We start from the raw sequence: 25,606 nt of genomic DNA, 5'->3' as shown, positions 1-25,606 counted from the left end.
GTAGTATTGTGAAAAAGAAAGTATTGTTGGTCTTCGGTACACGACCAGAAGCAATTAAAATGGCGCCATTGGCATTACAATTAAAACAACAAGAAGGCGGTTTTGAAACTAAAGTGTGTGTAACAGGTCAGCATAGGCAAATGTTGGATCAGGTGCTGGAACTTTTTAACTTAACACCAGATTATGACTTAAACTTGATGAAACCAGGACAGACCTTGTCTGATATTACTTCTGGCGTACTTAAAGGTTTAGAGCAGGTTTTTGCTGAGTGGACACCAGATGTTGTGTTGGTGCATGGCGATACGGCCACAACTTTTGCCGCCTCTTTAGCTGCTTACTACCATAAAATTGCGGTTGGTCATGTAGAAGCAGGTTTGCGTACTGGCGATATTTATTCACCTTGGCCTGAAGAAGCAAATCGTAAACTTACTGGTGCGTTAACCACTTATCATTTTGCGCCGACGCAATCTTCTTATAATAATTTAATTAAAGAAAATATAGACCCGAAAAATATTACCATTACAGGCAATACGGTTATTGATGCTTTGCTTACTGTAAAAGAAAAGGTTGAAACAGATCGGGCGGTTATTGCTCAGTTTGAGCAGCAATTTAACTTTTTAGATTCTACAAAAAAATTAATTTTGGTGACAGGTCACCGCCGAGAAAACTTTGGTCAAGGCTTTTTAAATATTTGTACAGCATTGGCAAATATTGCAAAACAGTACCCTGATGTGCAAATTGTATACCCTGTACACTTAAACCCAAATGTACAAAAGCCTGTGAATGAATTGCTATCGGGTATTTCTAATATTTATTTAATAGCACCGCAAGACTACTTACCTTTTGTGTATTTAATGAACCGCAGTTATTTGATTTTAACCGACTCTGGCGGTATTCAGGAAGAAGCGCCTTCTTTGGGCAAGCCGGTATTGGTTATGCGAGATACCACCGAGCGACCAGAAGCGGTAGAGGCGGGTACAGTAAAACTGGTGGGAACAGATGCAGCTTTGATTCAACAGTCTGTGGTTGAGCTGCTAGAAAATACTGAATTATATGAAACAATGGCAGCAGCACATAACCCGTATGGGGATGGAACAGCCTGTAAACAGATTATTGAAGCTTTAAAGTAATAAAGAAGGTTAAAAAGAATGCAACAGTTTAAGCATATTTGTGTCATTGGTTTAGGTTATATCGGTTTACCAACAGCAGCAACTTTTGCTGCCCATGGTGTAAAAGTTACAGGTGTAGATGTTAATCCGCACGCGGTAGATTTAATTAATCAGGGGAAGGTTCATATTGTAGAACCAGATTTAGATGCTTTAGTGCGTGATGTTGTTGGACAACAAAAGCTTTCTGCACAATTAAGTCCTGTTGCTGCAGATGCTTATATTGTAGCTGTACCGACCCCTTTTAAAGATAACCATGAACCAGACTTAAAATATATTGAGTCTGCGGCGAAAGCGCTTGCTCCACATTTGGTGAAAGGAAATTTAGTTATTTTAGAGTCTACCTCGCCAGTAGGTGCAACTGAGCAAATGGCAGCATGGTTAAGTGAAGCACGTCCAGATTTAAGTTTCCCGCAACAAGCTGGCGAGCAAGCCGATATTTTAATTGCTCACTGCCCAGAGCGTGTGTTGCCAGGAAAAGTGCTGCAAGAGTTGATTAGTAATGACCGTATTGTGGGGGGAATGACACCTCGTTGTTCGCAAGCGGCAATTGATTTGTACAAAGTTTTTGTAAAAGGCGATTGCATTGAAACCAATGCACGCACGGCAGAAATGTGCAAATTAACAGAAAATTCATTCCGTGATGTAAATATTGCATTTGCCAATGAGCTTTCTATTATTTGTGACAAATTAGATATTAATGTATGGGAGTTGATTCAACTTGCGAATCGTCACCCACGAGTCAATATTTTACAGCCAGGTCCTGGAGTAGGCGGGCACTGTATTGCGGTTGATCCATGGTTTATTGTGTCTAAAACGCCAGAGCAAGCTCGTTTAATTCGTACTGCACGTGAAGTCAATGATGCAAAACCTGAGTGGGTGATAGATCAGGTTAAAATTAAGATTGCAGAGTTTTTGCAGGCCAACCCTGAAAAAACCATTAAAGATGTAACTGTAGCTTGTTATGGTTTGGCATTTAAACCAGATATTGATGACTTACGTGAAAGTCCTGCATTGAATATTACAAAAAAACTGGCAGAGCAAGGGCTAAATATTTTAGCAGTAGAGCCAAATATTGATAAATTACCTGAAGGTATGCCTACTAATGTTCAACTTATTCACTTGGAAGAAAAGGAAAGAGCTGATATCCATCTAATTTTAGTAGATCATAAAGAGTTTAAACAAGAACTTATATTTAATGGAAAACTCATAATTGATACTAAGGGTATAGTTTCTTAAGATTAATTTTTATGAATTTCTTAGAAAAAGCTATCAAGTTTGGTGGGGGAGTAATACTAGCACAGTTAATTACAGCTGCTAGTGTTCCTTTATTGTCGAGGCTATATAGTCCAGAAGAGTTTTCTTTATTTGGTTTATATTTTTCGCTATCAGCAATTTTGGTCGCTTTTGTAACATTAAAGCTGGAAACTTTACTGCCTAAAGAAGATGATATAGAGAAGGTGTTGCCGGTAATTAATACTGTAGCAATTATTATGTTTTTACCTTTAACTGTTATTACATTTTTCACTTTATCTTTGATAGGGGGTAAGGGGTCTGTAGGAAATATAATTTGGTCTATATTGATAGTGCTAGCTGCAACTACATTTAATATGTTTAATACAATAAATATACTAAATGTAAGAGAAAATAAATTAAAACTAGTAAATATAGTTAGGATGGGGAGGAGCCTATTTTCAGTGGTTTTTCAACTTTTATTATATTGGATGAAGGGAGGGTTGTTTTTAGGTGAGGTACTGGGGCGAATTTTAGGCTTAATATTTTTATCTAAAAAAAAGTATTATATAGTTAGTTTTGTTGAAGCAAAAAAAATGATTATAACTCGACTTAATTATATTAAGTATGTCGTTTCTGCTAGCTTTTTAAATACATTAGGATTGAATTTGTATCCTATTGTCGTTTTAAAATTTTATGATCCTATTCTAGTAGGTAAGTTTTTCTTTGTACAAAAACTACTAAGCGCTCCTGTAACTATATTTGCGCAGTCAATTTCTATTGCTTTACTAGGTGATTTTAATAAAATTATAAAAACAGATAAAAATGAATTAATAAAAAAAATACATAAAATAAGTTTGGTATTCTTTTTGGGGGGAGCAATTTTATTTTTAATTTTAGGTTTAATTTTAAAAAAATATGAATCTATTATTTTTGGAGACAATTGGTCTGGTATTTTTGTTTTTGTTTTTGTTTTACTCCCATTTCTAGTTGGGCAAACTGCATTTTCTCCTTTTTCACAGTTATTAGTTTTAACTGGAGGAGAGAGAAAGCAATTGAAATGGGATATTATAAGGTTGATATTGATTTTACTATCTATATTTTTACCCATTTTATTGGACTTTAACAATAAGTTTTTTGTTAGTTTAGCTTTATATTCTATATTTAACTTTTTTATGTATTTGTATCATTATTATATGGTTATTTCATTAATACGTAGGTTTGAAGTATGAGTAATTTTTTAATGATTTTAAAAACTCAAAATTTGAGAAATGATCAAAGAGTCTTAAAAGAGATAAGATCCCTTACAGAATGTGGTGCAAATGTTAATGTTCTTGTTGCTAAAGACTGTGATATGACGGAGGAAGAGTTAAATAAGCCTATGAAAGAAATAAGTATTTTTGGTGGTGCAGCACCAAGAAATATTTTTATTCGTATTTTAGGTGTTTTTGATTTTTATATAAAAAGTCTTTTTTATATAATACCCAAAAAAAAGAAAATTAATAAATACTGGATTTGTGATCCAATTATGTTTGGCTTAATTCTATTAATAAAATTAATAGATCCTAATTCTAAAATTATTTGGGATCACCATGAGCTCCCTCCCACTTGGTTTTTAAAAAATAAGCTTTTATTGAGTTTTTTTAAATTAGCTTATAGAAAAGCTGATATTGTTATTCATTGTAATCAAAGTAGAAAAGATTATCTGGAAAATCTATTAAACTTTAAGCATGGTAACTCTTATGTTATTAGTAATTATCCTGATGTTATAGATGGGAATGAAGAAGAATATCTTAATGAAGAGTCTGAAAATTGGATAAATAACAAAAAATTTGTTTATCTACAAAATTGTTTACAAGAAGACAGAAATGGAGCAGTTATAATTAAGGCACTAATTGGTAAAGGTTATTATATTTATCACGCTGGTAAAATTAATAAAAATTATTTAGAAACTAATGGAATTGATCCTAATCATAAACAACTTAAATTAGGAGGTTACTTATCATTTAAACAAATTAATAGAGTGCTAAAAAAATGTGAATTTACAGTAATATGTTATAAGAAAAACTCATTAAATCAAATATATTGTGATGCAAATAGACTTTATCAAGCTATGGCTTTAGGTACACCGCTTATTATCGGAGACAATCCAAGTATGATAGAGTCGACTATAAATTATCATTCTAAAATTATATTGGAAGGAGATGGTTCAGAAATTAAAAGTTTTTCAAATCTTCCTATTGAGTTTGATAATTGTAGAAAACCATTAGTATATTCTTGGAAGGTATTTTATAAAGATTTTCAGGACATAGTTAAAATATGATTAGTATCTTTTTATATTTATTGGGACTTTTTTTTAACCTTGCTTTAATTTACTTATTTTTTAATAAAAAAAGTACTATGGTTTTGTTGCCATTAGGTTTAACTTTTCTTTATTATTTCCCTGTTTTTTTTGATGTATTTTTTAATACAGCTTTTTTTTCAAAAGGGATTATAGATGAGGCAAATTTCTTTACATTTTTTGTAAATTTGAATTTACTAGTTTTTAGCTTAATATTTTATAAGGCTTGTTATAATGAGGCTGAAAGAATTGATGACTTAGATTTAAATTTAAGAAAAAATTTTTTTAAATTTTATGAGGGTTTATTTGTAGTTTCTTTTTTTTTGTTGATTTTGGCAGTTTTAAAGTCAACTGATGGTAATATATTTGCATACTCTTGGGGGAGTAGGCATTTAGAGGGAGGGAATAATATATTTTTTCTTTTAGCTACTTATTTATATGTGGCTAGTGCAGGTGTGCTTTTTCTAAACTGGAAAAGTAATAATAGATATAAATTTTTAATTTTAATTTTAATAGGTATTCTTTTTGTTCTTTTAATACGTAGTCGGGGCTATTTGGTACCTATAGTTCTTAGCTTTGTTATTTACTTTTTAGTTTGGAAAAGAAAAATATTTTTTTCTTCATTCATTATTTTAGTGTTTGTATTTTTATTTTTTATACTACAGCAGATTAGATTTCTGGGAAGTCTAGAGAGTGGGAATGTTATAGATTTTAATGTAATGATTAATAATATTTTTGAACAAATTAAATATGGGAATAGTGAGTTATCGTTAAGGAATGTGTACTTTAGTTTTATAAGAGATTATGATTATCTGGAGAATTATTTTAATTTCGGTGATTTTCACACATATCTAAGAATTCTATTTTTTTGGGACATTTTTGATTTAGGACTTAAGCCTAAAGATTTTGCTAATACTATGTATATTGCATATTATGGGGGGAATAGTTATGTGCAAAATCCAACGATGCACCCTACTCTCTACGGAACTATTTATGCTAATGGAATGTATTTATCCTCAGTATTATTTTCTTTAATAGTTGTTTTCTTGCTATGGTTGGAGGAAATATCTAAGAAAAAAGGTTTGATTTTTTATTGGTTGATGATTCCAACTTTTACTTATTGTATAATATTTATTGCTAGAGGAAGTTTGAATGTAGCGGTTATTTATCTGCTAGTTATCTTTGTATTTAACTCTTTAATTTACAAATTAATAAGGTAAGAATTTATGAGAAAATTTAAAATACTTGTTGTCGCCCCTTATCTTTCCTTCCCTAGTGAATCAGGATCAAACCGATTTATATTTTTAGTTAATATTTTAAAGAAAAAATACGATGTTACTTTAGTTACGAGTTTATTTCACCATAAGTCTAAAACGGTTCGTAATTTCAACCCTGTAATAGAAGGTGTAAAGGTAGTGCTTATTGATGAACCTGGATATTCAAAAAATATAGATTTAAAAAGAATTAACAGTCATTATATCTTTTGTAAGAATTTTGTAAATTTTTTAGATAAAAATATTTTTCAATATGATTTAGTTTATTCGGCCTATCCCTTGATTAAAACAAACTATATATTAGGACAGTTAAAGAATAAATATAATTTTAAATTTATTATTGATGTGCAGGATGTATGGCCTGAAGCAATTACTGGAGCAATTCCTATTTTATCGTCTACGCTAGGCAGTTATCTTTTAAAGCCTGTAAGTTACTATGCTAATAGAACTTATTCGTATGCCGATGCTTTGATTGCAGTTTCAAAGACTTATTTAAATAGAGCAAACGTAAATCATTTACCGGAAGACCTTGCAAAAGCAGTTTATATTGGCGCTAATGGTGTACCACTCATCAACTATCAAAATAATAATGATAAAGTAAGAGCTGTGTATTTGGGAACTTTAGGTGAAAGCTATGATCTAGAAACTATAATTAGAGCTGCTGCAATTTGCAGAGATGATGCTGAGTTTATTATTGTAGGAACCGGCCCTAAAGAGGATTACTTAAAAAAACTTAATCAACAACTAGGTGGTTATGTTAAATTTTTAGGTAGTTTAAAGTATTCAGACGCAATAGAAGTAGTCAAAAGCTCAGATATTGCTTTAAATGCTATTAAAGATAGTGCTCAACAGTCTATTACTAATAAACTTTCAGATTATTTTTATTGTAATAAGCCTATATTTAGTTCTCAGACAAATAAAGAAGTTATGGAGCTATTATCTAGAGGAGGGGGGATTAATTATCTTGCAGGAGATTATGAGGAGCTTGCTAGGTTAGTTTTGAGTATTAACAAAGATCAACTACAAAGAATGTCTGAAGTGAATAGATTGATTTATAAAGAAAGTTTTTACCGTCCGGAGTCTTATAAAGCTATTTTACAGTTAATTGAGGAATTAATTTGATTATGTTGAAACGTATCCTCGATATTATCATCGCTTCTATAGCCCTAATTTTACTGTCACCGCTTTATTTTTATGTCGCACATAAGGTGAAAAAAAATTTAGGTTCTCCTGTATTGTTTCGTCAAGTACGTCCAGGCTTACATGGCAAGCCCTTTGAAATGATCAAGTTTCGTACTATGACGGATGAGCGAGATGCTCAGGGTAATTTATTACCCAACGAACAACGTTTGCCAAAATTTGGAAAAATGCTGCGTGCAACAAGCCTAGATGAAATGCCAGAGCTTTGGAATGTAATTAAAGGTGATATGAGTATTGTTGGACCCAGACCATTACTCATGGATTATTTGCCATTATATAATGAAGAGCAAGCGAAGCGTCATAATGTACGTCCAGGCATGACCGGTTATGCTCAGGTAAATGGAAGAAACTCTATTAGTTGGGAAGAAAAATTTAAGCTTGATACATGGTATGTCGAAAACCGTTCCACTTGGCTTGATTTTAAAATTATGTTTCAAACAGTAAAAAAAGTTTTGATTAAAGAAGGTATTAATCAATCTGAAGAGGTAACTATGACTCGTTTTACTGGAAACAAAAATGAGCAGTAATAAAATATTGTATGCTATTTATGGGGCCAGTGGCTTTGGCCGTGGTGTTATGCCTTTAGCTAGAAAACAATTGAGTCATCTAGATGCACAAGATTATGAACTTGTATTTATTGATGATGGTGAAAATAACACCTTAATTAATGGTCATAAAGTATATAGCTTTGAGGAATTTAAAAAATTACCTGCTCAAGATAAATATGTTGCTATAGCAATAGCCAATAGTAGAATTAGAGAAAAACTTGTCTTAAAGCTCGATTTGGTAGGAATTAAAGCTTGGTCTGTTTATGCAGATACAATGATTATGATGGATGAGGTAAAGATAGGTGAGGGTGCTGTTTTATGCAACCACGTTCACTTTACCTCAAATATTCAAATTGGTAAGTATTTTCATGCTAATTATTTTAGTTATGTCGCGCATGACTGTGTAATTGGTGACTATGTTACATTTGCCCCAGGGGTAAAATGTAATGGCAATATCCATATTGAAGACCATGTTTATATTGGAACAGGTGCGATAATAAAACAGGGTACACCAGATCGACCATTGATTATTGGTAAAGGTGCAGTTGTCGGTATGGGCGCAGTAGTCACCAAAAGCGTACCACCGGGCGTCACGGTGATCGGTAATCCGGCACGAATTCTAGAGAAAAAATAAGCTTTTCAATTTTAAAAATTCAGGACACATCATGTTAAATACTGTATTTGAACCATGGCCAAGTTTTACCCAAGAAGAAGCGAATGCTGTATCTCAAGTATTACTTTCAAATAAAGTCAATTATTGGACAGGGCAAGAGTGCCGTGAATTTGAAAAAGAATTTGCCCAATTTGCGCAAACCCAATATGCCGTGGCACTTGCCAACGGTACTGTCGCTTTGGATGTTGCACTAAAAGCCTTGAATATTGGCGCGGGTGATGACGTAATTGTCACTTCACGCACCTTTTTAGCTTCGGCAAGCTCCATTGTGACAGCAGGTGCAAACCCAATTTTTGCAGATGTAGAACTCGATTCACAAAACATTTCTGCCCGTACCATTGAAGCGGTACTGACTCCAAATACCAAAGCCATTATTTGTGTGCATTTGGCAGGGTGGATGTGTGATATGGACCCGATTATGCAATTGGCAAAAGAAAGGGGTCTGTATGTGATTGAAGACTGTGCACAAGCACATGGTGCGATGTACAAAGGCAAATCTGCAGGTTCAATTGGACATATTGGTGCGTGGTCTTTCTGTCAGGACAAAATTATGACCACAGGTGGCGAAGGCGGTATGGTTACCACCAACGATGAACAACTATGGAAAAAAATGTGGTCGTACAAAGACCACGGTAAAAATTACGACAGCATTTATCACAAACAACATCCACCAGGGTTCCGCTGGTTACACGACTCTTTTGGCACCAACTGGCGCATGATGGAAATGCAAGCAGTGATTGGACGTATTCAATTACAGCGCATGCCTGAATGGACACAAAAACGTACCGAGCATGCACAGCGCATTTTGGCAGCGTTTCAGGACAGTCCATTTTTTACTGTGCATTACCCAGACAGTGACTATGTACATGCCAACTACAAGTGCTATGTGCAGGTCAATAGCGAACAGTTACCTACAGATTGGTCACGTGATCGTATCATGCAGGAAATTAATGCCCTGAATGTACCTTGTTTTAGTGGTTCATGTTCAGAAGTGTATTTAGAACACGCCTTTGATGGCACCGCATGGCGACCTGCACAGCGTTTATCAAATGCACAGCAATTGGGCGAAACCAGTTTAATGTTCTTGGTTCATCCAAACTTAAGCGATGACAGTATCACAAAAACCATTGCGGCAATTCAGCAGGTGATACAACAGATGGCAAGCTAAGCCGTACTTGTGATGCAGCCCTCAAGTGGTGATCTTCATCTTGCGATAGGGCGCAAAGGGCTGCATTAGGTTTGTTGGTGCAGCTTTACATCATTCGGCTTTTGCAGTGCGATAGAGTCATCTAATCTTTAAATCGAAAATAGAGTAAAATATTGAAAAGTCATATATCTTACTCTGATAAAAATAGTGTGAACTGAGGGTTGTTTTAAGATATCTCATCCAAACCATCCTCAGTAAAAAATTGAGAAGCCTCATTCCGTGAAATCCATTATCGAACCTGCTGTAGAATCCCCCCGCTTAGTCAAACTCGCATTTTTAATGGTGCTGGACTTTTGTGTATTTCCTGTCTTGCTGTGGCTTTGTTATGCCATCCGCCAGTTTGATTTAGGCGCAGAAGTGGTGCCTAACTTGGCTTTTGGTTCGGTATGGGCAAGTGTGATTGCCGTTGTATCGCTGTTTATTTTTGGGGTATATCGCTTTATTGTGCGCACCTACAGCGAACTGTTTATGGTCAAATTGGGGTTGGGCACTGCTTTGACTGTGGCAGGGTTGTATGCGCTGGCTTATTTTACCGATGCCTTTATCCCCACCTCTATTCCGCTCATGTTCGGATTTCTCATGTTCGCATGGGTTTGGTTTAGCCGTGGTTTTATTCGCTTTATCGTGCGTTCTTATTTACAGGCCGATGTACAAAAAAAACGTGTCGCGATTTATGGCGCGGGCAACGCAGGACAGCAAATTGCAGCGGCATTATACAATTCCGATGAACACTTACCCGTATTATTTATTGATGATGATCCATCACTCAGTGGGCAACAGTTGGGCCGTTTGAAAGTCTATGATGCAGAAAGAGCATTAAAAGTCATGCCGAAAAAGCATATTGATGAAATTTTGATTGCACTGCCTTCTGTCGGGCGGATGCGTAAAAGCGAGATTGTCAAATTCTTAGAACCTGCACATATTAAAATTACCGAAATTCCAGGACTGACTAAACTGGTCGATGGTGAAATTCGCGTATCGGATATTCAGGAAGTCGATATTATTGACTTGCTCGGGCGTGACCCTGTGCCGCCAGTACCCGAACTGTTGGCTAAAAATATTCAAGAGAAAATAGTTTTGGTCACAGGCGCGGGTGGTTCCATTGGTTCTGAACTGTGTCGCCAAATTGTCAAAAATAAACCCAAAGCTTTGGTGATTTATGAACTGACTGAATTTGCGTTGTATAGCATTGACAAAGAATTACGTTTAAATAGTGATGTCACGATTATCCCAATTTTAGGTTCAGTGTTGGATCAGGCCAAACTGGAACGGGTGATGGAACAGTATGCGATTCAAACTGTGTACCATGCCGCTGCCTACAAACATGTGCCCTTGGTGGAATGTAACCCATTGGCAGGTTTGAAAAATAATGCGATTGGTACGGCATTTAGCTTAAATGCAGCGGTCAAAACAGGTGTGGAAACATTTGTACTCATTTCTACCGATAAAGCCGTGCGTCCCACCAATGTCATGGGGGCGTCTAAACGTATGGCAGAGTTGTATTGTCAGGCGATGGCAGAAGCGCAAGATCAGACCCAAATTAGCATTGTCCGCTTTGGGAATGTCTTGGGTTCATCGGGTTCGGTGGTGCCGTTGTTTAAACAGCAAATTGCCAAAGGTGGGCCTATTACCGTGACTCATCCGGAAGTCACCCGTTACTTTATGACCATTCCAGAAGCCTCGCAATTGGTGATTCAGGCGGGTGCTTTAGGTCAGGGGGGCGACGTATTCCTGCTGGATATGGGGGAACCTGTACGCATTCAGGACTTGGCACGTCAAATGATTGCACTGAGTGGGTTAAAAGTACGGGAAACAGGCAGTCAGGAAGGAGATATTGAAATTCAATATTCAGGCTTACGTCCTGGCGAAAAACTTTACGAAGAATTGTTGATTGATGCCGATAATACCGAAGTGACCCAGCACAGTCGGATTTTGCGTTCTTATGAAAAAATGTATCCGTTGGATGAATTGCTGATGGTGTTTGAGCGTATGCATGACTTAACCGCAATTCAAAGTGATATCGACTGGGCTTTAGCACAGCTTGAACACTATGTGGATGGTTATGTCCGTGGGACAGAAATTAAGGTGAACTAAATTTCAAAAACTAAGTTGAAGTAAGTCCAACTTGTTGATGAGTAAAATTTAACTAAAAAATTTGTGTGAAATTAGGTATCTAAGATGATTAAAAAAGCCATTTTACCCGTTGCTGGTTTAGGCACGCGCTTTTTACCTGCCAGTAAATCTATCCCTAAAGAAATGGTGACTGTGGTCGATCGTCCTGCGATTGAATATGTAGTGCGCGAGGCGGTTGCTGCAGGGATTGAGCAAATTATTTTGGTGACCCATTCCTCTAAAGCCTCAATTGAAAACTACTTTGACCGTAACTTTGAGTTAGAAACCACTTTAGCCCAAAAACAAAAACTGGATTTGCTCAAAGAGATTACCGAAATTTTACCTGCACATGTCAGTGTCGTGAGTGTGCGTCAGCCACAACCTTTAGGCTTAGGGCATGCGGTTTTATGTGCTAAATCTGTAGTGGGCAATGACGCCTTTGCAGTGCTGTTACCCGATGTATTGGTTAAAGATGATGCTGCACAAAATGACTTGGCACGCATGATTCAGCGTTTTGAGCAAAGCCATGCCGCACAGATTATGGTCGAAGCAGTGCCAGATCATCTGGTCGATCAATACGGTATTGTCGATGTAGCTGCAGCACCTGCTGAAGGTGAAAGTACAGTGATGCAGGGCATTGTCGAAAAACCCGCAGTAGGCACGGCACCTTCTAATTTATCGGTGGTGGGGCGTTATGTCTTGCCTGCAGAAATTATGAATTTGCTTGAAAACACCCCTAAAGGGGCAGGTAATGAAATTCAATTGACCGATGCCATTGCCATGTTGCAACAAAACAGTGTGGTGGAAGCTTACCGTATGCAAGGTCAGACTTTTGACTGTGGCAGCAAGTTGGGTTACTTAAAAGCGGTGTTGCATTATGGACTCGATCATCCAAAATTAGGCGATGATTTTAAAGCCTTGATTCAAGAGTTAAAGATTGAATCTTAAGGATGGGTTGAGGGAGGAAAGATTAGAAAATCTCTCCTAGCCTCCCTTCTTACGCAAGAATTTAAAGCAGTGCTTAAACTCTGGCTCAGGGAGGAACATCCATTATAAAGCTTTTGCTAGTGCGAACTTCCCCCTTTGAAAAAGGGGGATTGAGGGGGATTAAAAAAAGGAGAGCCAAATATGGTGAAAACTTCCAATGTTGAAAATCTCTCCCAACCTCTCTTTAAAAAAGAGAGGGGTGCTCATTATAAAATTGATTTTATGTGCGAAAATTTAAAGCAGTGCTTAAATTCTTGCTCATGGTGGAACATCCATTATAAAGCCTTTGCTAGTGTGAACTTCCCCATTTTCAAAGGGGGATTGAGGGGGATTAAAAAAAGGAGAGCCAAATATGGTGAAAACTTTCAATGTTGAAAATCTCTCCTAGCCTCCCTTTAAAAAGGGAGGAACAGTAGGAAAGGATGAAATGTAAAAATCTTTCCTAATCTCTCTTGAATCAAGAGAGTAACCCCATGAAATAAACAGCATCAACCAATACACAGGAACCACATTTTGAAAGTCGCAGTCTTTGGAAAAACCCTCTATGCAGGCGTGATGTCTGCACTCTTGGCAGAATGTGGGCATCAAGTCTATTGGTGCGATATCTTTCAGGATGCAGCTCATCCGCTCGAACAGCAACATCTCAGCTTTCAAGACCAAGCCTTAAGTCTGTTATTACAACAACAATGCAGCAAAGGCTTTTTACACTATTGTGATTTTGCTGCATTGCCTTTAGATGTGGATGTCTATCTACTCAGTTTGAACCCGACTGAAGAAGCACACGCCTTAACTGTTTTGCGGCAGTTGCAACAACGTCCGATCATTCACCCTAAACTGATGATCAATGCCTCGACTTTGGGCTTAAATGGCACACAGCGCCTGCAAAAAATCTTGCCACAAGATGACTGGATTTATTTGCCCGACATGATTCAAGAGGGCAATGCCATTCAAAGTATGACCCGCGCACAGCAACTCACGGTGGGTTGTGAAAATGAACGTGCGCAAGTCAAACTCAAAGAATTACTTCGCCCTTTATTTCCACGTGCACAGCAATATATGTTTATGCCCGTGTTGGATGCAGAATTTACCAAACTGAGTATTTCCGGCATGTTGGCGACTCGTATCAGTTATATCAATGACTTGGCAGTGGTGGCAGAAAAACTCGGGATTGATATTGAGCATGTACGGCAGGGTATGGCGGCAGATAGCCGTATTGGCACATCATATATGTATCCTGGTGCGGGGTTTGGTGGTGAAAACTTTAGTCATGATATTCAGACTCTGGCCAGTACCGTATCCACCACAGGGGTGAAAAGTCAGCTGTTGGCGCAGGTCTGGGACATTAACGAACAACAAAAAGAACTCTTGTTTAGAAAGCTTTGGAATTATTATCAGGGCGATTTAAACGGCAAAACTGTGGCTATTTGGGGCGCAGCCTTTAAAGAAAATACCGCACGGGTGCAACATTCTCCCATTCATGTGATGTTGCCTGCGTTGTGGGCGCAGGGTGTGACGGTCAAATTGCACGACCCACAAGCCTTGCCTGAAATTGTGGCACAGTATGGTCAGCGCGATGATCTGATTTTATGTACAGACCAATATCAAGCCGTCGAAGGTGCATCGGCATTATGTGTGCTGACCGCGTGGAAACAATATTGGAGTTTGGATTATCCGACTTTGTTGCAGCAGATGCAGCATCCACTGATTTTGGATGGTCGCAATATTTATGATCCTGAATTTGTGAAGGCACAAGGTTTTGCTTATATGGGAGTCGGTCGCTAATGATTCGTAGCACAATGCCACAGACGCAAAGCTCGATTTCCCCAAATGACAATGCCTTGTCGCAGTTAAAACAATTGCAGCATCAGTTTCAGCAGCTGCATTTAAATCAGCTGTTTGCTCAAGATCCGCAGCGTTTTCAGCATTTCTCGGTGGCTTTGGACAGTGTGCTGTTTGACTATAGCAAGCATCGGATTGATGCCAAGGTGTTGCAGACCCTGGTTCAGTTTGCACAGCAGAGTCAGCTTGCTGAGTGGATTGGACGTTTATTTTCAACAGCAACTGGCTCAGAGAAAATCAACTATACCGAACAGCGCGATGCGATGCATTGGGCCTTGCGTTTGCCTGCGACTAGCCCAGCAGCAAGCGCTTCCGAACAGACCGCTGCATTGACTGAGCAAGTCCATACCCAGCTTGAGCGTATGTATGCCTTGGTGGAAAAAATCCATGCAGGCCAATACCGTGGTGCCACGGGTGAAGTGATTCAGGATGTGGTCAATATTGGTGTGGGTGGCTCAGATTTAGGCCCGTTGATGGTGACTCAAGCCTTATCTGATTTTAAAGTGGCGACAGAAAAACCACTGAATGTACATTTTGTGTCCACCATGGATGGCAGCCAGTTATCTGAATTGCTGCATCGTCTGCGTCCTGAAACCACTTTATTTATTATTTCGTCCAAGTCTTTTGGCACTATTGATACCTTATCCAATGCGCAAACGGTGAAACAATGGCTAGAAAAGGCTTTGGGTACACATGCGCAAATTCTGAAACATCACTTTATTGGGGTATCCACCAAAGCCGATAAAATGACTGCTTGGGGCATTTGCCCTGAAAATCAGCTCTTGCTTTGGGATTGGGTCGGTGGTCGCTATTCGTTATGGTCGTGTATTGGCTTACCGATTGCCCTGACCATTGGCGTTGCGGGTTTTCAGCGGTTTTTAGCAGGTGCACATGCGGTTGATCAGCATTTTCAAAATGCTGCATTTGATCAGAACATCCCAGTGCTGATGGGTTTGCTGGGGGTGTGGAATAATAATTTCCTGAATATTCAGACTCATGCGGTCTTGCCTTATGATGGACGTTTAAAATACTTCGCTTCGTATTTACAGCAATTAGAAATGGAATCCAATGGCAAGTCGATTCAGCGTAATGGCGAGGCGGTGAGCGTTGATACTTGCCCGATTGTTTGGGGTGAGGTCGGGCCGAATGCACAGCATGCGTTCTATCAATTGTTGCATCAAGGGACACATGCGGTCAGCTGTGATTTTATTGCCCCTGTGCAGCGTTATAATGCCAATCAATTTACCTATGCGGAAAATGCTGAGGCTTTAGTAGAGCAGCATCATTTGGCCTTGTCTAACTGCTTGGCACAGTCGCGGCTTTTGGCCTTTGGTAATCAGGCTTTAGATCAGCAGGAATTAGATGGCTTAGCGGCATATAAGCAGTACAGTGGCAATCAGCCAAGTAGCAGTATTTTATTGCAAGAACTCAATCCGTATAGCTTGGGCATGTTGATTGCTTTGTATGAACACAAAGTCTTTGTACAATCGGTACTGTGGAATATCAATCCTTTTGACCAATGGGGCGTAGAAAAAGGCAAGGAAATTGCCAATCAGCTCTTGCCTATTTTAAATGGGCAGCAACAGGATTTATCGGCACTCGATGCATCGACCCAAGGTTTATTAAAAATTTTATTAGGAAAAATAGATGGCTAATATTTTAGTCACAGGCGGTGCGGGCTATATCGGTTCACATACCTGTGTTGAGTTGCTGAATGCAGGGCACAGCGTGGTGGTGCTAGATAATTTATCTAATAGCTCGGCAGAGTCATTGGCGCGGGTGCAGCAACTGACTGGCAAAACCTTGCAGTTTATTCAGGGCGATATTCGTGATGCCGCTGCTTTGGATGCCCTGTTTGCGGAACATCAAATTGATGCAGTGATTCATTTCGCAGGACTCAAAGCAGTGGGAGAAAGCCAACAAATTCCACTGAGCTATTTTGATAACAATATTGCGGGTTCAATTAGTCTGATTCAGGCGATGCAACGCGCGCATGTGTTTAAACTGGTGTTTAGTTCATCGGCTACAGTATATGATGAAGCCAATATTTCACCGTTGAATGAAGAGATGCCAACGGGTATGCCAAGCAATAACTATGGCTATACCAAACTGATTGTAGAACAGCTTTTACAAAAAGCAGTCCTTGCCGATGCACGTTGGTCAATTGCGTTATTGCGTTATTTTAACCCTGTGGGGGCGCACAAAAGTGGCTGCATTGGCGAAGACCCACAAGGTATTCCAAATAATTTAATGCCTTATGTCACCCAAGTGGCGGTGGGACGTCGTGAAAAACTGTCAATTTTTGGGCAGGATTATGCCACACCAGATGGTACTGGTGTGCGCGATTATATTCATGTGGTCGATTTGGCCAACGCGCATTTATGTGCCTTGAATAACCGTTTGACTGCCCAGGGTTGCCGTGCTTGGAATATTGGTACGGGTAATGGAATTTCGGTGCTGCAAGTGAAGAATACTTTTGAACAGGTCAATGGTGTGCAGATTCCATTTGAGTTTGCACCACGTCGTGAAGGCGATGTTGCGACCTCTTTTGCAGATAATAGCCGCGCCGTGCAAGAACTGGGCTGGACACCACAATATGGCCTAGAAGATATGTTGACTGATAGCTGGAACTGGCAAAAGCAGAATCCGAATGGTTATCGTCAAGATGAGTGATTCTAGCTATACACTTAGCCACGAGGTTTAGAGCATAAAAATGGGAGTCAAAACTAACTCCCATTTTTTATTACTTTGATTTTTCAGATTAAGCTTGAATCAATTGTGTCAACTCATCCACATAGTCCTGCATTGGGCATGGGTTTTGATCACGACGGCTTTCAATATTTAAGCGCAATAAAGGTTCGGTATTTGACGCACGCACATTCAAACGCCATGTACCAAAGTCAAGACTCACACCATCGGTTTGGTCAATCGCTGGATTTAGGCTAGCATAATGCTCAAAGATTTTTTGGATGGTGGCTTGAGTATCGGCCACTTTAAAGTTAATTTCCCCCGAACATGGGAATTTGGCAATCATTTCTTCGACTAGATTTGATAGCGATTGTCCTGTTTCAGACAATACCGAAACCGTCAATAGCCATGGAATCATGCCGCTGTCACAATAGGCGAAATCACGGAAATAGTGGTGTGCGCTCATTTCACCGCCGTAAACGGCATTGTGCTCACGCATCACATCTTTAATAAAGGCATGCCCAGATTTAGATTGAATCGCTTCACCTTGATATTGTGCGACCACATCGAAGGTATTCCAGACCAAGCGCGGGTCATGCACAATTTTTTCGCCTGCTTGTTTGAGCAAAAACGCCTGTGCCAATAAGCCGACAATATAATAGCCTTCAATAAACTGGCCTTTTTCATCGAATAAGAAACAGCGGTCAAAGTCACCATCCCACGCAATGCCCATGTCGGCTTGATGCTCTAATACGGCATTGCGGGTGCTATCACGGTTTTCCACTAAAATTGGGTTTGGGATACCATTGGGGAAAGTACCATCGGCATCATTGTGAATTTTGACCAATTCAACAGGGATATTCAGAGCTTTGAATTTTTGCTCAATAGCATCGACCACATGTCCTGCAGCGCCATTGCCTGCATTCATGACCAGTTTCATTGGGCGAATTTTGCTAGGCTCGATATAAGTCATTAAATGTTCGATAAATTCAGGCAAAATATTGTAGCTTTGAGTGCTGCCTTTGTGCTCAACTGGGGTAAATTCGCCCGATTCTGCCAAACCCTGAATATCTTTTAGGCCGGTATCGGCACTAATCGGACGTGCATTTTCACGTACCAGTTTCATGCCGTTGTAGTCCATGGGATTATGGCTGGCAGTTACTTCAATGCCCCCTTGCACGTCTAAATGAAAGGCTGCGAAATAGACTTCTTCTGTGCCTGTCATGCCCAAATCTAGCACATTGACCCCTGCATCATTTAAACCACGAATGGTGGCTTGCTTTAAGCCTTCGCTGCTAAGGCGAATATCGCAGCCAATCGCAACGGTTTTGGGTTGGTAAATTTGTCCGTAAGCACGACCAATTTTATAGGCAATCTCTTCATTGAGTTCTGTGCCCAATTTTCCGCGAATGTCATAGGCTTTAAAACAGGTTAATGTGCTCATGTATTGTCCTAAATATTTGGAAAAATCGTATTGCTGCCTATGATAATCGAACTGTGTGTAATGTGCTGTATAGAATGGAAGATCAATTGCTTGAAGATGTTTCAGGTCAAAGACTATGGATGAGAAAAGATGTGGTGATGGGCAAAGGCGTTTTTAATGAGTAAGAAGTTGGTTAAAATACGGCTCAGACTTATGTGTTCGATATGATTGAAGATGGAATTACAGAAAAGTACTTTAGAGCCAGTGCAGAAACTTTCTGCGCCACAGAAAAAATTTCAGAAATTATGCCAAAAAATTGAGCAGGAACAGCTACGTTTGAATGAATGGCAGACCGCACAAGCCGATATTCAGGCACGTGCCAGCCGTGAAATTTTACCGACTTATGCGCAATTGCGTGAAGTTATATTTCAGCAAATTCAACAATTGCTTCAGCAAAAACAACAAAAAGTGACGGCAGCCCAGCAAACTAAGCTGGATCAAAAAATTGAGCAACTCAGTTTACAACTTTTGGATTCGCAGCAGATGTCTACCGAACAAGTTCAGTTTTTAACAGAATTGCTGAACAGTTATGGGCATCATATTGAATTGCTAGACACAGATGATGTGGATTTAAGATCTGAAGCTAAAACAGCAACAGAGTCAGAAGACGAAAATGTTGAACAATGTGAACAAAATAGTTTTGAACATGATGAGTCTGAACAAGAGCGCTTGGCACAGCTCAAGCTAGAAAGTTTGAAGCATTTTCTTTGTGAAGAATATGGCCTAGATCTAGATTTTTTTGATTTTCAGCATGATCCATTAGATTTAGATGACTTTATAAAAAAATTTGAACAAAAAATGCAAGAACAAGAGGAGCTGGATTTTTTAAGTCAGTTGAGTAGTGCGCAAAAAGCTTTTGCCGAACAGCAAATTGCCCGTGAAAAAGCCAAAGCAGCAAAAAAACAGCAACAGCGTGAAGAAGCCAAGAAACTAGCAAATCAGTCCATTAAAGCGATTTACTTAAAAATTACAGCGTGGATTCACCCAGATCGTGAGCAAGATGAGCAGAAAAAACAAGAAAAAACCGTATTGATGCAGCAAGCCAATCAGGCTTATGAAGCCAATGATTTATTGACATTGTTAAATTTGCAAATTCAGTTGGGTCAGCAGCATAATTTGTCTTTCGCCAATCAACAATTAAAAGCGTATAACCTGCTTTTAGAAGAACAGTTAGAAACTTTGCAAATGCAAGTAGATGACATTATTTACTCTTTTAATTGGAGTCAGTTTTTATATTCTAACCGTAAAATTAAAGTGCAGGATTTGTATCGAAAATATGAGCAAGACTATCGACATGTTCAACAAAAATTAGCTCGAGCGCAAGAGATACTGGAAAAATATCAAGACCTTAAACAATTAAAGCAATTGATGCGCAGTCAATATGTGTGGGAAATGCATGCTGTGATGATGTAGACATATTGAGGTTTGGGTCTGGAATAAGGTGAAGCTTGGGCTTGCAATAGCGATATTAGCAGTGATGACAAAGATTCATTGATTAGCAAGTCTTTGTAATATATTTTGACGTGTAGCAGTGCTGAATAGATTGACAGAATTAGGTAAACTAAATTCCTAAGTTTTCACTTAAATTTGAATGGCTTAGAGAGGTTTGGCTTTGAATGTTTATGCAAAAAGTAGTCTTTATTTACAATATTCCTTTTGAGTGAATCCAAGTTATGCTCAGGTTGGGCCGTTCGGCTACTATTCTGAATTGACACCTTTGTCCGTTATAATTGTATAAACATTTTTAGTGTCTGGTAATTATGTCCTCATTGATCAATTTTCTATCTCGCTTTAGTACAGCAACTCTTCAGCGCAGTCTTAGCTATGCTAAACGCATTGATAGGGAAACGATTGAGTTCTTTGAGGAAAAAGACGGGGTTACGATGTATGCCCAAATTGAAGGGACAGATTATTACGATACTGCAATTACCTATAATCCCCAAAAAGACCGTTTAATCGATGACGACTGCACTTGTCCGGTTGGATATAACTGTAAACATGCTGCTGCTTTAGCGCGGTTATTCTTTCAGGAATATCGCCAGGAATTTCAGCAGCGTTATGCTGACTCTCAATCCCCGCAGGGAATCGCAAAACGCCTACGGGGGGATGATCAGGCACAGCGCTGGTTGAATGATTTTAAACGGTATTTACAACAGACTGAACCAGAGCAATCTGTCAAAACAAACAATTATTTAATTTACCTGTTAGATCAGTCTGTCAGCTTAAAGAAATTGACAGTTGATGTTCAGAAGGCCAGACGCAATAAAAACGGCTCAATTGCAGGGGAAAGTTATTATACCCAATATGAAAATATCACCAGAAAGCATCTGACTTTACCTGAATAAAAACGACAATTATTTAACCAGATTTATTATTACGCCAAAATAAACAGCGACGAGCGTTTTTATCAAAGCAATCTTGATATCTCCGGAATTTCATTGGAGCACTTTAAATCTTTTATTCAAAGTGGCGATGTGTACTGGCAAAAAAAGAGCTATGCTGCACTTCAATGGTCAGAACAAGGCTATCACATCGAATTGATCTGGGAACAAGGTGTCAACAAACAGACGGAGCATTTAAACATTGAATTGGTCAATGGCGATATTCGACTCGATTTAAAATCAAATCCACATATCCAAATTCTCGCTAGCCAGCCACCGTGTTATGTGGATATTCAACAGAACACGGTGGGCCAGTTATATGGTGAATATACGGCAAATCTTCTGTACCATTTTTTACAGATGCCTGATCTTCCATCTATGCTCTTGCCAGAGTTTGAGAAACTGACTCATCAATATTCAGACGTGAAAAATCTGCCTCAGCCCGAGTCTATTCAGCATATTGATGTCCTTGAGGGTAGTCCCCAGCCAATTTTACGCTTCGGTGTTTTAGATAAATTTGATTGGAAATGGGAAGAATCTGTTTGTGCTGAAATTGAATTCTCCTATGCAGGCGGGCGAATTAAAGCAGGTACATCAGGTGACAGTTTCATTGGTGAGCAGCATGACAAAATGGTGCGACAGCTTCGGGACTTAGTTCAGGAACAACAGTCAATCCAGCGTTTACAGCTATTGGTCGAATCACTGAAGTGGGTGAAAGATCTTAGTTATGACCAGCAATTAAAACTGGATAAACAACGTCTCGATTCTATGGTTTTTGCTTTCTATGGAGACTGGATCAAACAGCTGATGCCCATCAATCAAATTGAGTTGATGGGCTGGCAGATAGAGCATCTGGAAAACAGCCCCTTTAACCTGCAATATGTTGAAAATTTAAATATTTCTATCACTGAATCTGAAGGCCAGCAGGACTGGTTCAATATCGGGGCGACGGTTCAAGACAGTGCAGGCAATTCTTATAATTTACTTGATGCGCTCGTAGCTTTGGTGCGAGTAAATCCTGATTTACTTGATCCGCGGACTTTTATTCATCTGCATGACAGTCAAATTTTCACCGTGAAAACTGCAGTTGATCAACCTGATTTGGCGCTATCCGCTAGGGATATTAAGCCGGTATTATTGCATCTGCAGAGCATTTTACAGCAAGAAGAGCGCAGTATTGATCGCTATGATGCGAGTCAATTATTAGAATTGCAGCATAATCTTGGGATGACATGGCAGGTCAGTGATCGCCTGCAGAAATTTGTACATAAATTCAAACAAGGCTATCAGCAACAACTGCCGACACCACAAGGTTTTCAGGGGGAGTTGCGTCTATACCAGCAGCAGGGCTTAGGCTGGTTACAGTTTTTAAGGGAAACCCAGCATGGCGGGATTCTGGCAGATGATATGGGCTTGGGGAAAACAGCACAAACTTTAGCCCATTTACTCATGGAAAAGCAGGCTGGATATTTGCAGGATAGTCCCGCCTTAATTGTTGCACCCACATCGCTGATGCATAACTGGTTCAAAGAAGCGGAGAAATTTACCCCAGAGCTCAAGGTATTGCTGCTACAGGGGCCCGACCGCCATCAGTATTTTGAGCAGATTCCGCACTATGATATTGTGTTAACCACCTATCCGCTTCTGGCGAGAGATGAAGAGCAACTAAAGCAATATGAATATCATCAACTCATTTTGGATGAGGCGCAGAATATCAAAAATCCGCGCGCCAAAGCTGCACAGGTAGTACGGCAATTAACAGCGCGACATCGTCTATGTCTAACTGGTACACCTATGGAAAATCATTTGGGTGAGCTGTGGGCACTATTTTATTTCCTGATGCCAGGATTTTTATATTCACAAGAAATTTTTAATAAAAAGTACCGTCATCCGATTGAAAAGCGCGGTGATGAGCAGTTAAGACAAAAGTTGGTCAACCGGATTAAGCCCTTCATTTTACGTCGCTTGAAAACTGACGTAGCCAAAGAGTTGCCAGAAAAAACCACGATTGAAGTCAATATTGATATGAATGACCAGCAATCCAAGTTATATGAGGCTGTTCGTGCCACGATGCAGGCAAGCATTCAGAAAATTGTGGCAGAAAAAGGCTTTAAACGTAGTCAAATTCAAATTTTAGATGCCTTACTGAAGCTACGTCAGGTGTGCTGCCATCCTAGCTTACTAAAGCTGGATTCAGTGAAAATTGGGCAGGCGCATTCTGCCAAACTTGAACAGTTGATGGATATGGTCGTTCCAATGGTGGAAGAGGGGCGAAAAATTCTTATCTTCTCTCAGTTTACCTCAATGTTGGAACTGATTGAACAACAGTTCCATCACGCAGAAATTGGCTATGTGAAGCTGACTGGAAAGACCAAAAAGCGAGATGAAGTCATTACAGCGTTTCAGTCTGGACAAGTGCCGGTATTTTTAATCAGTCTGAAAGCAGGAGGGGTCGGTTTGAATCTAACTGCCGCAGATACGGTCATTCACTATGATCCATGGTGGAACCCTGCTGCTGAAGATCAAGCTTCAGATCGTGCATGGCGGATTGGACAGGACAAGCCGGTATTTGTCTATAAGCTGATTACTAATAAAAGCATAGAAGAAAAAATTCTTGCCTTACAGCAAAATAAAGCAGAACTGGCACACTCTATTCTAAGCACAGATCATGAAGGCGAAGCGAAACTGACGGAAAATGACGTGATGAACTTGTTTGAGAAATTTTAGTTTGGTTTCAGATTACCCTAATCATCTGTAAGTATCTGAAAGTCTGGATGCAATTTTTTCCAATGTTCTCTTAATTTTTCTTTATGAGCAGGAATCATAGGTAAGTCTAGTAATAGCACTGGCCATACTGACCGTGCTTTGTCCATGATCGCGTGAAGTTGTTTTTCAATAACACGCCATGGAACACCGACTTTTTCAGCCCATTCTTCAAAGTGTTTCATCTCAGCTAAATACCAATCTTTATTTTTGGCAAGATTTAAGGCGAAATGACGCTCATTTTCAATATATACACTTGTCATCAATATATCGTATGCAGGGGATAATCTTGGCGTTGTTTTATCGTGATAAATCATACTCCAGTTCTTTAAGTGTGCATCTCCATTGGCGAGTAAAATATTGACGAGTAAACGGCTGGCAAATTGCTGAATATCAAAAATTTTGTTATCTGAATAGTGATAAATGATCTTACCGATCTGCTCATAATTTGTGGTGCTGTATTTCTGGTGTGGATATGAACCAAAGATCTGAGCAAAATCTTCAATATGAATAAGCTCTGTAGTATTAGCAGTACTCTGCCTATCGAATCTCTTAATTGCAAAAGCATATTGCTCTTGGGGTAGATTTAATGGTGGAAGGTCTTGTAAGAGTGCCATATCTACCAAACGAATCTCTGGGATATCTATTCCGACCATTTTGGCAAGGATCATCATAGAGTATTCATTCAGCGGAACAAAAGCATGTCTGGTAGAAGGAGTTTTGACAATCCAATCACCGAGTAGGCTGGATTCCGTTGCCTGTGCTAATGTAAAACGCCCATCTTTGGCTTTCATGGAAAACTTCATTTGGACGCCAGCCAAGGAAAACTTATTATTTGTCCGAATCTCTTGTTTTAATATCTGATCTGGATTCGAGATCTGAAGCTTAAATTTTATTCCATCTGGGATTTCTTCTGGATCTACTGGGGTTGCAATCAGTGCCCCAGGTAAGTCATGACCTAAAGCTGCCAATAACTGAAATTCATTGTCTATATGTATTTTGAGGCTTTGTGCTATGAGTTCGCGTAATGCACCTTCTGGTAGCAGATTTGATAGCAAGGGGTGTAAGCGCTGATGTGTAACATAGGTCTTTTCTAAAATCTTATCCGCTTGAGGATATAAAGGGGAAGTAAGCAAGCTCAAGGTCGGACGTTGCTGATCCAAGTGAAAAGAATCTGTGAAAACCAGAATATTTTTTCCGCTCTGAAATCCTGCCAAGTATCCAACGACAACGTGATGTAATGTTAATTTCAGGACTGCAACAGTATTCATGGTTCCTCTCCTCCGAGAAGACCTTTCCATGGGTTAGACATTAAGTCATCTTGATCTTCAATAGTGACTTTAATTTCATCATTCAATAATTGTCTAATCAAATGAACCTTATCATCTGGGATGAGCATCAGTTGAGCATTTAGTCCTGCCGCAATAATTTCTAAGGTATCTAATCGAGGATTGCCTTGACTTTCCAGTTTTTGGTACTGCTGTCTTGAAATGCCTGTACGTGATTGCATATCAACTTGCTTTAAACCCAATAGGGTTCGTCTTTTTTTGACTTGCTGTAGTAAAGACTTATTTAGTGTAGACATATTTATTGCTTTTTGGTGGTGTAAGAAGCATATTAGTTGCTTTTTTATTAAGAAGCAATGACAGAAATTATTAACAGGCGGCGCGGCATCAATATTTAGGATCTAGGCAAGCTGATCTTGTTTAAT

At 39.0% G+C, this 25,606-nt stretch carries 18 protein-coding genes and 1 pseudogene; 16 read left to right on the top strand and 3 right to left on the bottom strand.

From position 1 onward, the window contains the following. Positions 1-8: 8 nt before the first annotated feature. The 14 genes from wecB (at position 9) to galE (ending at position 17,253) form a co-directional block, all read left to right on the top strand. On the top strand, positions 9-1,130 hold the full coding sequence (gene wecB, locus FTT78_RS09650; RefSeq protein WP_180044150.1) for a non-hydrolyzing UDP-N-acetylglucosamine 2-epimerase: 1,122 nt from the start codon (positions 9-11) through the stop codon (positions 1,128-1,130). 18 nt (positions 1,131-1,148) lie between these two features. Further along, the gene (gene wecC, locus FTT78_RS09645) at positions 1,149-2,405 is read left to right on the top strand and encodes a UDP-N-acetyl-D-mannosamine dehydrogenase (RefSeq protein ID WP_180044148.1); all 1,257 of its coding nucleotides are present in this window, start codon (positions 1,149-1,151) and stop codon (positions 2,403-2,405) included. Between the two features lie 11 nt (positions 2,406-2,416). Then, positions 2,417-3,631, top strand: a complete 1,215-nt coding sequence (locus FTT78_RS09640) for a lipopolysaccharide biosynthesis protein (protein ID WP_180044146.1) — start codon at positions 2,417-2,419, stop codon at positions 3,629-3,631. Beyond that, a complete protein-coding gene (locus FTT78_RS09635) occupies positions 3,628-4,722 on the top strand; it encodes a glycosyl transferase family 1 (protein WP_180044144.1) in 1,095 nt (364 codons plus the stop codon). Before FTT78_RS09640 ends, FTT78_RS09635 begins: the two co-directional genes overlap by 4 nt. Beyond that, positions 4,719-5,960, top strand: a complete 1,242-nt coding sequence (locus FTT78_RS09630; protein WP_180044143.1) for an O-antigen polymerase — start codon at positions 4,719-4,721, stop codon at positions 5,958-5,960. The genes FTT78_RS09635 and FTT78_RS09630 overlap by 4 nt, the downstream gene beginning before the upstream one ends. Before the next feature lie 6 nt (positions 5,961-5,966). Then, positions 5,967-7,136: a glycosyltransferase gene (locus FTT78_RS09625; RefSeq protein ID WP_180044141.1), complete on the top strand. Its 1,170-nt coding sequence runs from the start codon at positions 5,967-5,969 to the stop codon at positions 7,134-7,136. Positions 7,137-7,138: 2 nt separating this feature from the next. Next, entirely contained in the window at positions 7,139-7,741 is a 603-nt protein-coding gene (locus tag FTT78_RS09620) for a sugar transferase (protein WP_180044139.1), read from the top strand. Next, on the top strand, positions 7,731-8,396 hold the full coding sequence (locus FTT78_RS09615; protein WP_180044137.1) for an acetyltransferase: 666 nt from the start codon (positions 7,731-7,733) through the stop codon (positions 8,394-8,396). Before FTT78_RS09620 ends, FTT78_RS09615 begins: the two co-directional genes overlap by 11 nt. Positions 8,397-8,427: 31 nt before the next feature. Next, the gene (locus FTT78_RS09610; protein WP_180044135.1) at positions 8,428-9,603 is read left to right on the top strand and encodes a DegT/DnrJ/EryC1/StrS aminotransferase family protein; all 1,176 of its coding nucleotides are present in this window, start codon (positions 8,428-8,430) and stop codon (positions 9,601-9,603) included. Between the two features lie 258 nt (positions 9,604-9,861). Beyond that, positions 9,862-11,736, top strand: a complete 1,875-nt coding sequence (locus FTT78_RS09605) for a nucleoside-diphosphate sugar epimerase/dehydratase (protein ID WP_180044133.1) — start codon at positions 9,862-9,864, stop codon at positions 11,734-11,736. A gap of 84 nt (positions 11,737-11,820) precedes the next feature. Continuing rightward, positions 11,821-12,702, top strand: coding sequence for a UTP--glucose-1-phosphate uridylyltransferase GalU (gene galU / locus FTT78_RS09600; protein WP_180044131.1), 882 nt, complete (start codon positions 11,821-11,823; stop codon positions 12,700-12,702). Between the two features lie 552 nt (positions 12,703-13,254). Then, positions 13,255-14,523, top strand: coding sequence for a nucleotide sugar dehydrogenase (locus FTT78_RS09595; protein WP_180044129.1), 1,269 nt, complete (start codon positions 13,255-13,257; stop codon positions 14,521-14,523). Next, on the top strand, positions 14,523-16,235 hold the full coding sequence (pgi, locus tag FTT78_RS09590; protein ID WP_373686460.1) for a glucose-6-phosphate isomerase: 1,713 nt from the start codon (positions 14,523-14,525) through the stop codon (positions 16,233-16,235). The genes FTT78_RS09595 and pgi overlap by 1 nt, the downstream gene beginning before the upstream one ends. Beyond that, positions 16,228-17,253, top strand: coding sequence for a UDP-glucose 4-epimerase GalE (galE, locus tag FTT78_RS09585; RefSeq protein ID WP_180044127.1), 1,026 nt, complete (start codon positions 16,228-16,230; stop codon positions 17,251-17,253). The genes pgi and galE overlap by 8 nt, the downstream gene beginning before the upstream one ends. Positions 17,254-17,341: 88 nt before the next feature. Here the strand turns inward: galE and FTT78_RS09580 are convergent, their stop codons facing one another. Continuing rightward, entirely contained in the window at positions 17,342-18,712 is a 1,371-nt protein-coding gene (locus tag FTT78_RS09580) for a phosphomannomutase CpsG (protein ID WP_180044125.1), read from the bottom strand. Positions 18,713-18,925: 213 nt separating this feature from the next. Between FTT78_RS09580 and FTT78_RS09575 the strand changes: the two genes are divergently transcribed. Together FTT78_RS09575 and FTT78_RS09570 are read left to right on the top strand one after the other, a co-directional pair. Next, positions 18,926-20,164: a hypothetical protein gene (locus tag FTT78_RS09575; protein WP_180044123.1), complete on the top strand. Its 1,239-nt coding sequence runs from the start codon at positions 18,926-18,928 to the stop codon at positions 20,162-20,164. A 347-nt stretch (positions 20,165-20,511) separates the two neighbouring features. Continuing rightward, a pseudogene (locus FTT78_RS09570) lies at positions 20,512-23,859 on the top strand (SNF2-related protein). A gap of 17 nt (positions 23,860-23,876) precedes the next feature. Here FTT78_RS09570 and FTT78_RS09565 read toward each other — a convergent pair. Together FTT78_RS09565 and FTT78_RS09560 are read right to left on the bottom strand one after the other, a co-directional pair. Next, the gene (locus tag FTT78_RS09565) at positions 23,877-25,166 is read right to left on the bottom strand and encodes a type II toxin-antitoxin system HipA family toxin (protein WP_180044121.1); all 1,290 of its coding nucleotides are present in this window, start codon (positions 25,164-25,166) and stop codon (positions 23,877-23,879) included. Continuing rightward, complete coding sequence (locus tag FTT78_RS09560; protein WP_004883943.1) at positions 25,163-25,480, bottom strand: helix-turn-helix domain-containing protein; 318 nt, start codon at positions 25,478-25,480, stop codon at positions 25,163-25,165. The genes FTT78_RS09565 and FTT78_RS09560 overlap by 4 nt, the downstream gene beginning before the upstream one ends. Positions 25,481-25,606: the final 126 nt, after the last annotated feature.

The sequence above is a fragment of the Acinetobacter sp. YH01011 genome (assembly GCF_013420785.1).
In the GTDB taxonomy this organism is placed as follows: Bacteria; Pseudomonadota; Gammaproteobacteria; order Pseudomonadales; family Moraxellaceae; genus Acinetobacter; species Acinetobacter towneri.
This window is presented reverse-complemented; position numbering and strand designations above follow the sequence as displayed.